Below are 12,863 nucleotides of genomic sequence, written 5' to 3' on the forward strand. Positions count from 1 at the left end.
CGCGTGAAGCGCCATCTCGTCTCCACCGCCGGCCTGAGCCGCGACGACGCCCTGCTGATCCTGGACACCGCCGAGGAGCTCGCCCAGCTCTCCGGCCGTGCCGTCAAGAAGCTCCCCACCCTGCGCGGCCGCACCGTCGTCAACCTCTTCTTCGAGGACTCGACCCGCACCAAGACCTCCTTCGAGGTCGCGGAGAAGCGGCTCTCCGCCGACGTCATCAACTTCTCGGCCAAGGGCTCCTCGGTCTCCAAGGGCGAGAGCCTCAAGGACACCGCGCTGACCCTGCAGGCCATGGGCGCCGACGCGGTCGTCATCCGCCACCACGCCTCCGGCGCGCCCGCCCGGCTCGCCGACTCCGAGTGGCTGCACGGCAGCGTCATCAACGCGGGCGACGGCACCCACGAGCACCCCACCCAGGCCCTGCTCGACGCCTTCACGATGCGCCGCCACCTCAACCCCGGCCTCGGCCGCGACCTCGCGGGCCGCCGGATCACCATCGTCGGCGACATCCTGCACAGCCGGGTGGCCCGCTCCAACGTGCACCTGCTCACCACGCTGGGGGCGGAGGTCACGTTCGTCGCACCGCCCACGCTCGTCCCGATCGGCATCGAGAACTGGCCCTGCCAGGTGTCGTACGACCTCGACACCGTGCTGCCGAAGACGGACGCGCTGATGATGCTGCGGGTGCAGCGCGAGCGGATGAACGCCGCGTTCTTCCCGACCGAGCGGGAGTACTCGCGCCGGTACGGCATGGACGGCATCCGGATGGCGCAGCTGCCCGAGCACGCGATCGTCATGCACCCCGGCCCGATGGTCCGCGGGATGGAGATCACGGCCGAGGTCGCCGACTCGCCGCGCTGCACCGTGGTCGAGCAGGTCGCCAACGGCGTCTCCGTGCGGATGGCCGTGCTCTACCTCCTCCTCGGCGGAGCCACCCTCGCCGACGCACCTCGTACCGACTCCTCGGAGGCCGCCCTGTGACCAGCTACCTGATCCGCAACGCCCAGATCCTGGGCGGCGCCGCCAAGGACATCCACATCGCCGACGGCGTCATCGCGGCGATCGGCGACGACCTGACCGTCGAGGCGGACGTCGACCTCGACGCGCACGGCCTCATCGCGCTGCCCGGCCTGGTCGACCTGCACACCCACCTGCGCGAGCCCGGCCGGGAGGACGCCGAGACCGTCCTCACCGGCACCCAGGCCGCGGCCAAGGGCGGCTACACCACCGTCCACGCGATGGCGAACACCTTCCCGGTGGCCGACACCGCGGGCGTCGTCGAGCAGGTCTGGCGGCTCGGCCAGGAGTCCGGCTACTGCGACGTGCAGCCGGTCGGCGCCGTCACGGTGGGGCTGGAGGGCAAGAAGCTCGCCGAGCTCGGCGCCATGCACGACTCCGCCGCCGGCGTCCGGGTCTTCTCCGACGACGGCAAGTGCGTCGACGACGCGGTGATCATGCGCCGCGCCCTGGAGTACGTGAAGGCCTTCGACGGCGTCGTCGCCCAGCACGCCCAGGAGCCGCGCCTCACCGAGGGCGCCCAGATGAACGAGGGCCAGGTCTCCGGCGAGCTCGGGCTCGGCGGCTGGCCGGCCGTCGCCGAGGAGTCGATCATCGCCCGCGACGTGCTGCTCGCCGCGCACGTCGGCTCCCGCCTGCACGTCTGCCACGTCTCCACGGCCGGCTCGGTCGAGATCATCCGGTGGGCCAAGGCCAAGGGCTGGAACGTCACCGCCGAGGTCACCCCGCACCACCTGCTGCTCACCGACGAGCTCGTCCGCAGCTACGACCCGGTCTACAAGGTCAACCCGCCGCTGCGCACCGCCGCCGACGTGGAGGCGCTGCGCGCCGCGCTCGCCGACGGCACCATCGACGCCGTCGCCACCGACCACGCCCCCCATCCGGCGGAGGACAAGGACTGCGAGTGGGCCGTCGCCGCGATGGGCATGGTGGGCCTGGAGACCGCGCTGTCGGTCGTGCAGCAGACGATGGTCGACACGGGCCTGCTGAACTGGGAGGGCGTCGCCGACCGCATGTCGCACCGCCCGGCGCGGATCGGCCGTCTCACCGGGCAGGGACGGCCCGTCTCGGTCGGTGAGCCGGCGAACCTGGTGCTCTTCGATCCCGCGTACCGTGGTGCCGTGGATCCCGACACCTTCGCCACCCGCAGCCGCAACACCCCCTACCGCGGTCTCGACCTGCCCGGACGCGTCCACGCGACGTTCCTGCGCGGCCGGGCCACGGTGCTCGCCGGAGAGCTCGCCGACCGGGACGGGCTCGCGTGACGCCGCTCGCCACCGGGTACGCCGCGGGGCAGCTCGCCACCGAGAAGGCCAGGGTCACCGACTGGCCCGGGTACATCGGGTGGACCGTCGGCCTGCTGATCCTGATCGCGCTGGTGTACTGGCTGATGCGGCAGGGCTGGAACTGGCGCCGCACGCTGCAGTCCGACCTGCCGCCGCTGCCCGCCGTGCCGGACGACCCGGGCACGGCGCTCCTGGAGAGCAGCGGCCGCTACCACGGCTCCACGACCGCCGGGAACTGGCTGGACCGCGTCGTGGCCCACGGCCTCGGCACGCGCAGCCTCGCGGGGCTGACGCTCACCGAGCGGGGCCTGCTGGTCCGCCGTCCCGGCGACGCCGACCTGTGGATCCCCGCCGAGGCGCTCACCGCCGCGCGCCGCGACTCGGGGATCGCCGGCAAGGTCGTCCCCTCCGGGCTGCTGGTCGTGACCTGGGACCTCCGGGGCACCGCCCTGGACTCCGGGTTCCGGGCCGACCACCCCGACGAGCACACCGCCTGGGTCGAGGCGGTCGAGGCTCTTGTGACACGCACGAAGACGAAGAAGACGGAAGAGGCCGCCCCATGACCGCACCTGCCCCCACCACGCCTCGCACCAGGCGGGAGCGAGTGCCCGCCGTGCTCATCCTGGAGGACGGCCGGACGTTCCGCGGCCAGGCGTACGGCGCCGTCGGCGAGACCTTCGGCGAGGCGGTCTTCAACACCGGCATGTCCGGTTACCAGGAGACGCTGACCGACCCGTCGTACCACCGCCAGGTGGTCGTGATGACCGCCCCGCAGATCGGCAACACCGGCTGGAACGACGAGGACGACGAGTCCAAGCAGATCTGGGTCGCCGGGTACGTCGTCCGCGACCCCGCCCGGGTGCCGTCCAACTGGCGCTCGCGCCGCTCGCTCGACGACGAGCTCGTCGCGCAGGGCGTCGTCGGCATCAGCGGCATCGACACCCGCGCGCTCACCCGCCACCTGCGCGAGCGCGGTGCGATGCGCGTCGGCATCTTCTCCGGCCCGGCGCTCGCGGACGAGCAGGCGCTGCTCGCCCGGGTGCTGGAGGCGCCCGAGATGAAGGGCGCCGACCTGTGCGCCGAGGTGGCCACCACCGAGCCCTACGTGGTGCCGGCCGTCGGTGAGAAGCGCTTCACCGTCGCCGCCCTCGACCTCGGCATCAAGGCGATGACCCCGCAGCGGATGGCCGAGCGCGGGATCGAGGTGCACGTGCTGCCCGCGAACTCCACCCTGGAGGACGTCTACGCCGTGAACCCGGACGGCGTGTTCTTCTCCAACGGCCCCGGCGACCCGGCCACCGCCGACCACCAGGTGGCGGTCGCCCGCGGCGTGCTGGAGCGGAAGACCCCGTTCTTCGGCATCTGCTTCGGCAACCAGATCCTCGGCCGCGCCCTGGGCTTCGGCACCTACAAGCTCAAGTACGGCCACCGCGGCATCAACCAGCCGGTGCAGGACCGCACCACCGGCAAGGTCGAGGTGACCGCGCACAACCACGGCTTCGCCGTGAACGCGCCGCTGGACACGGTCAGCGAGACCCCGTTCGGCCGCGTCGAGGTCTCCCACGTCTGCCTCAACGACGACGTGGTCGAGGGCCTGCAGGCGCTGGACGTGCCCGCCTTCTCGGTGCAGTACCACCCGGAGGCGGCCGCCGGCCCGCACGACGCCGCGTACCTCTTCGACCGCTTTGTCGACCTGATGGCCGGCGCCCCGGCCCGCACCGCCACCGCAGGGAGCTGACCCGTGCCGAAGCGCACCGACATCAAGTCCGTCCTGGTCATCGGGTCCGGCCCGATCGTGATCGGCCAGGCGGCGGAGTTCGACTACTCGGGCACCCAGGCCTGCCGCGTGCTCAAGGCCGAGGGCCTGCGCGTGATCCTGGTCAACTCCAACCCGGCCACGATCATGACCGACCCGGAGATCGCCGACGCCACGTACGTCGAGCCGATCACCCCGGCCTTCGTCGAGAAGATCATCGCCAAGGAGCGCCCCGACGCGCTGCTGCCCACCCTCGGTGGCCAGACCGCGCTCAACACCGCGATCTCCCTGCACGCCGACGGCACGCTGGAGAAGTACGGCGTCGAGCTCATCGGCGCCGACGTCGAGGCGATCAACAAGGGCGAGGACCGCCAGCTCTTCAAGGGCGTCGTCGAGGCCGTCCACGCCAAGATCGGCCACGGCGAGTCCGCCCGCTCGGTGATCTGCCACTCGATGGACGACGTGCTCAAGGGCGTCGACGTCCTCGGCGGCTACCCGGTCGTCGTGCGCCCGTCCTTCACCATGGGCGGCGCCGGCTCCGGCTTCGCGCACGACGAGGAGGACCTGCGCCGCATCGCCGGTCAGGGCCTGACCCTCTCGCCGACCACCGAGGTGCTCCTGGAGGAGTCCATCCTCGGCTGGAAGGAGTACGAGCTGGAGCTGATGCGCGACAAGCACGACAACGTCGTGGTCGTCTGCTCCATCGAGAACTTCGACCCGATGGGCGTGCACACCGGCGACTCCATCACCGTCGCCCCGGCGATGACGCTGACCGACCGCGAGTACCAGATCCTGCGTGACATCGGCATCGCCGTCATCCGCGAGGTCGGCGTCGACACCGGTGGCTGCAACATCCAGTTCGCCGTCAACCCCGACGACGGCCGGATCATCGTCATCGAGATGAACCCGCGCGTCTCCCGCTCCTCGGCGCTCGCGTCGAAGGCCACCGGCTTCCCGATCGCCAAGATCGCCGCCAAGCTGGCCGTCGGCTACACGCTGGACGAGATCCCCAACGACATCACCGAGCAGACCCCGGCGTCCTTCGAGCCGACGCTCGACTACGTCGTCGTGAAGGTGCCGCGTTTCGCGTTCGAGAAGTTCCCGTCCGCCGACGCCACCCTCACCACGACCATGAAGTCGGTCGGCGAGGCCATGGCCATGGGCCGCAACTTCCCCGAGGCGCTCAACAAGGCGCTGCGCTCGCTGGAGAAGAAGGGCAGCCAGTTCACCTGGGCCGGCCCGGTCGGCGACAAGGCCGCGCTGCTGGAGAAGGCCGTCGTGCCGACCGACGGCCGGATCAACACCGTCATGGAGGCCATCCGCGCGGGCGCCACCCCCGAGGAGGTGTTCGACGCCACCAGGATCGACCCGTGGTTCGTCGACCAGCTCTTCCTGCTCGACGAGATCGCCGCCGAGCTGGCCGAGGCCGAGAAGCTCACCCCCGAGCTGCTCCGCCACGCCAAGCGGCACGGCTTCTCCGACCAGCAGGTCGGCGAGATCCGCGGCCTCAAGGCGGACGTCGTCCGTGAGGTCCGGCACGCACTCGGCATCCGTCCGGTCTTCAAGACCGTCGACACCTGCGCCGCCGAGTTCGCCGCCAAGACTCCGTACTTCTACTCGTCCTACGACGAGGAGAGCGAGGTCGCACCGCGGACCAAGCCCGCCGTGATCATCCTCGGCTCGGGCCCGAACCGCATCGGCCAAGGGATCGAGTTCGACTACTCCTGCGTGCACGCCTCCTTCGCGCTCGCCGACGCCGGGTACGAGACCGTCATGGTCAACTGCAACCCGGAGACCGTCTCCACCGACTACGACACCTCCGACCGGCTCTACTTCGAGCCGCTCACCCTGGAGGACGTCCTGGAGATCGTGCACGCCGAGCGGCAGGCGGGCCCGCTCGCCGGCGTCATCGTGCAGCTCGGCGGCCAGACCCCGCTCGGCCTCGCCCAGGCGCTCAAGGACAACGGCGTGCCGATCGTCGGCACCCAGCCCGAGGCGATCGACCTCGCCGAGGAGCGCGGCGCCTTCGGCCGCGTCCTGCGCGACGCCGGCCTGCCCGCGCCCAAGCACGGCACCGCCTTCTCCTTCGACGAGGCCAAGGCCATCGCCGACGAGATCGGCTACCCCGTGCTCGCCCGCCCGTCCTACGTGCTCGGCGGCCGCGGCATGGAGATCGTCTACGACGAGCCCTCGCTGGCCTCCTACCTGGAGCGGCACGCCGGCCTGATCTCCGAGCACCCCGTGCTCATCGACCGCTTCCTCGACGACGCGGTGGAGATCGACGTCGACGCGCTCTACGACGGCACCGAGCTCTACCTCGGCGGCGTCATGGAGCACATCGAGGAGGCCGGCATCCACTCCGGCGACTCCGCCTGCGCCCTGCCGCCGATCACCCTCGGCAACTCCGACGTCAAGCGGCTGCGCGCCTCCACCGAGGCGATCGCCAAGGGCGTCGGCGTGCGCGGCCTGATCAACATCCAGTTCGCGATGGCCGGCGACATCCTCTACGTGCTGGAGGCCAACCCGCGCGCCTCCCGCACGGTGCCCTTCACCTCCAAGGCGACGGCCGTGCCGCTGGCCAAGGCCGCCGCCCGGATCTCGCTCGGCGCGACCGTCGCCGAGCTGCGCCGCGAGGGCATGCTCCCGGCCGAGGGCGACGGCGGCACCCTGCCCGCCGACGCGCCGATCTCCGTCAAGGAGGCCGTCATGCCGTGGTCGCGCTTCCGCGACGTGCACGGCCGCGGCGTCGACACCGTGCTCGGCCCGGAGATGCGCTCCACCGGCGAGGTGATGGGCATCGACACGGTCTTCGGCACGGCGTACGCCAAGTCGCAGACCGGGGCCTACGGCGCCCTGCCCACCAAGGGCAAGGTCTTCGTCTCGGTGGCCAACCGCGACAAGCGCAACCTGGTCTTCCCGGCCCGCGCGCTCGCCGAGCTCGGCTTCGAGCTGCTCGCCACCGCGGGCACCGCCGAGGTGCTGCAGCGCGGCGGCATCCCCGCCACCGTCGTGCGCAAGCACAGCGAGGGCGAGGGCCCGAACGGCGAGCAGACGATCGTCCAGCTGATCCACGAGGGCGCCGTCGACCTGATCATCAACACCCCGTACGGCACCGGCGGCCGCCTCGACGGTTACGAGATCCGCACCGCCGCCGTCTCGCGCGGGGTGCCGTGCCTGACCACCGTCCAGGCGATGGGTGCGGCCGTGCAGGGCATCGACGCGCTGCTGCGCGGCGAGGTCGGCGTGCGGTCGCTGCAGGAGCACGCGGCCCAGATCAACGCCGGCCGCAAGTAGTCCGATCCCGTGGGGGGCACCGTACGACGGGTGCCCCCCACGGCCATGCTCAGGAAAGGGCGCACCCCGCCGTGTACAAGCTCCTGTTCGACCTGGTCTTCAAGAAGATGGACCCGGAGAAGGCCCACCACCTGGGCTTCTTCTGGATCCGGCTGGCCGCCTCCGTGCCCGGTCTGCGACAGCTCGTGCGGCGTGTCCTGGCCCCGCGCGACCCGGCGCTGCGGACGACGGCGCTCGGGCTCGACCTGCCGGGGCCGTTCGGGCTCGGCGCGGGCTTCGACAAGAACGGCATCGGCATCGACGGCCTGGCGATGATCGGCTTCGACTTCGTCGAGATCGGCACGATCACCGGTGAGCCGCAGCCGGGCAACCCGCAGCCGCGGCTGTTCCGGCTCGTCGAGGACCGCGCCCTGATCAACCGGATGGGCTTCAACAACCAGGGCTCCGCCCGGGTCGCGGCCCGCCTCGCCGGCCGGGTGCGCACCGGTTCCACCCCGGTCGTCGGCATCAACATCGGCAAGACCAAGGTCGTGGAGGAGGCCGACGCCACCGAGGACTACCTGAAGTCGACCCGGCGGCTCGCCCCGCACGCCGACTACCTCGTCGTCAACGTCTCCTCGCCGAACACCCCGGGCCTGCGCAACCTCCAGGCGGTGCAGATCCTCGGCCCGCTGCTGTGGGACGTCCGCAAGGCCGCCGACGAGGTCACCTCGCACCACGTGCCGCTCCTGGTGAAGATCGCACCCGACCTCGCCGACGAGGACATCGACGAGATCGCCGACATGGCCCTCACCCTGGGCCTCGACGGCATCATCGCCACCAACACCACCATCGGCCGCGAGGGCCTGGCCACCGACGCCGCCCGGGTCGGGGAGATCGGCATGGGCGGCCTCTCCGGCGCCCCGCTCAAGGCGCGCTCCCTGGCGGTCCTGCAGCGGCTGCGCGCCCGGACCGAGGGCCGGCTGACGATCGTGTCGGTCGGCGGCATCGAGACCGCCGAGGACGCCTGGCAGCGCATCGTGCACGGCGCCGACCTGGTGCAGGGCTACAGCGCCTTCATCTACGAGGGGCCGTTCTGGATGCGCCGGGTGCACAAGGGCCTGGCGGCCCGGCTGCGGGCCGGCGGCCACAGGAGCATCGCCGACGCCGTGGGCTCCGCCGCGCGCTGACCCGCAGGCCGTCCGGGCACCGCCGTGACCCGGACCCCGACCGGCCCGTTGCACACCGGGCGGCCGCGCCCCGGGGCGCGGCCGCGGACACCCAGAGAGGCGGACGAGAGATGGCCCATCCGGTCAGGTCCCGGGCGGAGGTGCTCTCCACCACCCCCGAGGGCACCCGCCACCGCCTCGTGCTGCGGGCCGCCCGGGCCGCACCCCGGGTGCGTCCGGGCCACCTCGCGTCCCTCGCGGCCGACGGCGGCGACGGGGTGCTGCGGGAGTGCGTGCCGATCGTGCGGGCGGACGCCGCCGCCGGCACGATCGAACTCGTCGTCGACCGGGCGCCGACCGGCGGCGCGGTCGACCTGATCGCGCCGCTGGGCACGCCCTTCCCGGTGCCCGAGCAGGCCGTCAGCGCCCTGCTGGTCGGCCACGCCGGGCATGCCGCGCCGCTGCCGGCGCTCGCCGGGGAGATCCGGGCCCGCGGCGGGCAGGTCGGCTTCCTCCTCGGCGCGCCGACCGCCGCCGCGCTGCACGGCGTCGAGCAGGCCCGTGCGCTCACCCAGGACGTGCTGGTGGTCACCGAGGACGGGTCGGCCGGGCTGCCCGGGCCGCTCGCCGACCCGGTGCCGCAGGCCGTCCGGGCGATCGGTGCCACGGTGGTCCACGCCGCCGGTCCGCCCGCCGTGCTGGCGGCGGTCGCACGTGCCGCGGCCGGCGCCGGTGCGCGCTGCTGGACGATGACGGACACCCCGATGCCCTGCGGCACGGGGCTGTGCGCGGCCTGTGTCCTGCCCGTGGACGGCGCCGACGGCGTCACCCGCTTCGCCCGGGCGTGCACCGAGGGCCCGGTGTTCGACGGGGCCCGGGTCCGCTGGGACGACCTCGGCGGTGTCCCGGACGGGCTGGTGGGCGGCTGATGGACCCCCAGGACGTCGACCTCACCGCGCCGTTCGGCCCGGTGCTGCTGCCCAACCCGCTGGTGACGGCGGCCGGCTGCGGCGGTACGGGCCGCGAGCTCGCCCGGTTCGTCCCGCTGGACGCGCTGGGCGCCGTCACCACCCGCACGGTCATGCCCGAGCCGCGGGCCGGCCACCCGGCCCCGCGCGCCGTCGCGGTGCCCGCGGGCGTGCTGACCGCGCTCGGCCTGCCCGGGCCCGGCATCGACGCCTTCGTCGAGCACGAGCTGCCCTGGCTCGCCGAGCGCGGCGCCCGGGTCGTGGTGTCCGTCGCCGGGCAGCGGATCGAGGAGTTCGCCACGCTCGCCGCCCGGCTCGGCGGCCTGCCCGGCGTCGTCGGCCTGGAGCTCAACATCGGCGGCCCCGCCCACGCCGACCTGGGCCTGGTCTTCGCCGCCAACCCGGCGATCTCCTACGACCTGGTGCGCGCGGTGCGCCGGGCCGCCCCCGCCGACCTGCCGGTCTACGCGAAGCTCGCACCGGACGTGCTGTCGATCACCGACATCGCCGCGGCCTGCGTCCAGGCCGGCGCGGACGGCCTCTCAATGATCAACACGCTGCCCGGCCTGGAGATCGACCCGGTGACCCTGCGTCCCGCGCTCGCCGCCGGGCCCGGCGGCCTCTCCGGACCCGCCGTCCGCCCGGTCGCGCTGCGGTGCGTGCACCAGGTGCGCGCGGCGATGCTCGCCGGCCGGGTGCCCGAGGTGCCCGTCCTCGGCATGGGCGGCATCCGCACCGGCCGCGACGCCCTCGCCTTCGCGGCGGCCGGCGCGAGCGCCTTCGCGGTCGGCTCCGCACTCCTGCACGACCCCACGGCGCCGCTGCGCATCCTCGACGAGCTGCGCACCGAGCTCGCCGCCCGCGGCCTCGCCGCCTTCACCGACGCGGTGGGCCTGGCCCACCGCACCGATCCACCGAGAGGACCCCGATGACCACCCTCGCCCCGTTCGGCGCCCGCCTGCGCGCATCCCTCGACAGCCGCGGGCAGCTCTGCGTCGGCATCGACCCGCACGCCTCGCTGCTGGCCGCGTGGGGCCTCGGCGACGACGTCGCCGGCCTGGAGTCGTTCTCCCGCACGGTCGTCGAGGCGCTCGCCGACCGGGTGGCCGTGCTCAAGCCGCAGGCCGCCTTCTTCGAGCGCTTCGGCTCCCGCGGCATCGCCGTGCTGGAGGCCTGCGTGGCGGAGGCCCGGGCCGCCGGTGCCCTCGTCGTGATGGACGCCAAGCGCGGCGACATCGGCTCGACCATGGCGGCGTACGCGGAGACCTTCCTCTCGCCGGGGAGCCCGCTCTTCTCGGACGCGCTCACCGTCAGCCCGTACCTCGGCTTCGGCTCGCTGCAGCCCGCCGTCGACCTGGCCCGCGCGAACGGCTGCGGCCTCTTCGCCCTGGCGCTCACCTCCAACCCGGAGGGGGCGGAGGTGCAGCGTGCGGTGGGCGCCGACGGCGTGACCGTGGCGCAGGGCGTGCTGAGCCGGCTCGCGGCGGAGAACGCGGGCGAGGAGCCGCTCGGTTCGTTCGGTGCGGTCGTCGGTGCGACGCTCGCCGAGGCGGGGGTCGATCTCGCGATCAACGGCCCGCTGCTCGCCCCCGGCGTGGGCGCCCAGGGTGCCACCGCCGCCGACCTGCCGAGGGTCTTCGGCGCCTCGGTGCGCAACGTGCTGCCGAGCGTGAGCCGTGACGTGCTGAAGCACGGGCCGTCCGTGCAGGCGCTGCGGGACGCCGCCCAGGTCTTCGCCGACGATGTGAGCGCCGTCACAAAGGGCTGACCGGCAGCCGCACGCAGCGGCGGGTTTGCCCGGAAAAGTCCTGTGTCCGCCCCGGCTGACCAGGACTTTTCGTGTTCTTTTCCTGACGTGGCGGCCTAAGTTGGGTAGTGTCCGGCGGTAGGTCACCGGAAGGCGGCGGAAAATCCGCCGCCGTGCAGGTCAGAGCCTGCTCTCCGGGGGCCGGGCACCACCAGTCATAGCTCATCCCTTCCATCCACACCTGAGGTGAACGGCGTGGCTCTTCCGCCCCTTACCCCCGAACAGCGCGCCGCTGCGCTCGCCAAGGCCGCCGAGGCTCGGCGGAAGCGCGCCGACGTGAAGAACAAGCTCAAGCACTCCGGTGCCTCGCTGCACGACGTGATCAAGGCCGGCAAGGCCGACGACGAGGTCATCGGCAAGATGAAGGTTTCTGCACTGCTGGAGAGCCTTCCCGGCGTCGGCAAGGTGCGGGCCAAGCAGATCATGGAGCGCCTCGGCATCTCCGAGAGCCGCCGCGTGCGCGGCCTCGGTACGAACCAGATCGCCTCGCTGGAGCGGGAGTTCGGCTCCGCCGCCTCCTGAACCGGGGTGCTGGTCCCCGGAACGTCCGCGATCCGGGATAATCGGTGCATGAGTGAGCGTCCGCGGCTGACCGTGCTCTCCGGCCCTTCGGGGGTCGGCAAGAGCACGGTCGTCGCTCATATGAGGAAGATGCATCCCGAGGTCTGGCTCTCGGTGTCGGCCACCACCCGGCACCCGAGGCCCGGCGAGCGTGACGGGGTCCAGTACCACTTCGTCGACCACGACCAGTTCGACAAGCTGGTCGCCAACGGCGAACTGCTGGAGTGGGCGGTGTTCGCGGGGAACCGCTACGGCACCCCCCGGCAGGCCGTCCAGGACAAGCTCGACCGCGGCGAGCCGGTCCTGCTGGAGATCGACCTGCAGGGCGCCCGGCAGGTGCGGGAGTCGATGCCCGAGGCCCAGCTCGTGTTCCTGGCTCCGCCGAGCTGGGACGAGCTGGTCCGCCGGCTCACGGGCCGGGGCACCGAGCCGCAGCACGTGATCGATCAGCGGCTCGATGCGGCCAAGGTCGAGCTGGCCGCCGAGAAGGAGTTCGACACGACCCTTGTCAACACCTCCGTCGAGCAGGTAGCAGCCGAACTGCTAGCCTTGCTCGGTGTAGTCTGACCGGATCGACCTGGTCGTACGGTCGGAAAATCCACTTTCGGAAGGTTTTCGCGTGTCCTCTTCGATGACAGCGCCCGAGGGCATCATCAACCCGCCGATCGACGAGCTGCTCGAGGCGACCGACTCCAAGTACAGCCTGGTGATCTACGCGGCCAAGCGCGCCCGCCAGATCAACGCGTACTACTCGCAGCTCGGTGAGGGCCTGCTGGAGTACGTCGGCCCGCTGGTCGACACCCACGTGCACGAGAAGCCGCTGTCGATCGCGCTGCGCGAGATCAACGCCGGCATGCTCACCGCGGAGCCGATCGAGGCCGCCTGAGCACCACGCACGACAGTCGTACGGAAGGGCCCGCCGGAGACGCTCCGGCGAGCCCTTCCGCTGTGCGCGGGGTCATGCTGCACGGGCCGTCGGAGGCGCCGTAGGGTGAGGCGAGCGTGAGGCCGGGCCCACCCGGCCGG

12 protein-coding genes are annotated in these 12,863 nt (G+C 72.6%); all 12 read left to right on the forward strand.

Features of this window, described 5'->3' with window-relative positions:
* The first annotated feature begins 3 nt into the window (after window positions 1-3).
* On the forward strand, window positions 4-981 hold the full coding sequence (locus tag SNE206_RS01565) for an aspartate carbamoyltransferase catalytic subunit (RefSeq protein WP_405010366.1): 978 nt from the start codon (window positions 4-6) through the stop codon (window positions 979-981).
* On the forward strand, window positions 978-2,282 hold the full coding sequence (locus SNE206_RS01570; RefSeq protein ID WP_407911475.1) for a dihydroorotase: 1,305 nt from the start codon (window positions 978-980) through the stop codon (window positions 2,280-2,282). Before SNE206_RS01565 ends, SNE206_RS01570 begins: the two co-directional genes overlap by 4 nt.
* Window positions 2,279-2,866 (forward strand): hypothetical protein, encoded by a 588-nt coding sequence (locus SNE206_RS01575; RefSeq protein ID WP_407911476.1) that lies wholly within the window; start codon window positions 2,279-2,281, stop codon window positions 2,864-2,866. Before SNE206_RS01570 ends, SNE206_RS01575 begins: the two co-directional genes overlap by 4 nt.
* Entirely contained in the window at window positions 2,863-4,041 is a 1,179-nt protein-coding gene (gene carA / locus SNE206_RS01580) for a glutamine-hydrolyzing carbamoyl-phosphate synthase small subunit (RefSeq protein WP_407911477.1), read from the forward strand. The genes SNE206_RS01575 and carA overlap by 4 nt, the downstream gene beginning before the upstream one ends.
* A gap of 3 nt (window positions 4,042-4,044) precedes the next feature.
* On the forward strand, window positions 4,045-7,353 hold the full coding sequence (carB, locus tag SNE206_RS01585; protein ID WP_407911478.1) for a carbamoyl-phosphate synthase large subunit: 3,309 nt from the start codon (window positions 4,045-4,047) through the stop codon (window positions 7,351-7,353).
* A 71-nt stretch (window positions 7,354-7,424) separates the two neighbouring features.
* Entirely contained in the window at window positions 7,425-8,522 is a 1,098-nt protein-coding gene (locus SNE206_RS01590) for a quinone-dependent dihydroorotate dehydrogenase (RefSeq protein WP_407911479.1), read from the forward strand.
* Window positions 8,523-8,632: 110 nt separating this feature from the next.
* Complete coding sequence (locus tag SNE206_RS01595; RefSeq protein ID WP_407911480.1) at window positions 8,633-9,430, forward strand: dihydroorotate dehydrogenase electron transfer subunit; 798 nt, start codon at window positions 8,633-8,635, stop codon at window positions 9,428-9,430.
* Window positions 9,430-10,401, forward strand: a complete 972-nt coding sequence (locus SNE206_RS01600) for a dihydroorotate dehydrogenase (RefSeq protein WP_407911481.1) — start codon at window positions 9,430-9,432, stop codon at window positions 10,399-10,401. Before SNE206_RS01595 ends, SNE206_RS01600 begins: the two co-directional genes overlap by 1 nt.
* Window positions 10,398-11,237, forward strand: a complete 840-nt coding sequence (pyrF, locus tag SNE206_RS01605; RefSeq protein ID WP_407911482.1) for an orotidine-5'-phosphate decarboxylase — start codon at window positions 10,398-10,400, stop codon at window positions 11,235-11,237. Before SNE206_RS01600 ends, pyrF begins: the two co-directional genes overlap by 4 nt.
* A 234-nt stretch (window positions 11,238-11,471) precedes the next feature.
* Window positions 11,472-11,798, forward strand: coding sequence for an integration host factor, actinobacterial type (gene mihF / locus SNE206_RS01610; RefSeq protein WP_100887384.1), 327 nt, complete (start codon window positions 11,472-11,474; stop codon window positions 11,796-11,798).
* A 48-nt stretch (window positions 11,799-11,846) separates the two neighbouring features.
* On the forward strand, window positions 11,847-12,404 hold the full coding sequence (gmk, locus tag SNE206_RS01615; RefSeq protein WP_405010357.1) for a guanylate kinase: 558 nt from the start codon (window positions 11,847-11,849) through the stop codon (window positions 12,402-12,404).
* Between the two features lie 52 nt (window positions 12,405-12,456).
* Window positions 12,457-12,723, forward strand: coding sequence for a DNA-directed RNA polymerase subunit omega (gene rpoZ / locus SNE206_RS01620; protein WP_405010356.1), 267 nt, complete (start codon window positions 12,457-12,459; stop codon window positions 12,721-12,723).
* Window positions 12,724-12,863: the final 140 nt, after the last annotated feature.

Source organism: Kitasatospora sp. NE20-6 (genome assembly GCF_045862635.1).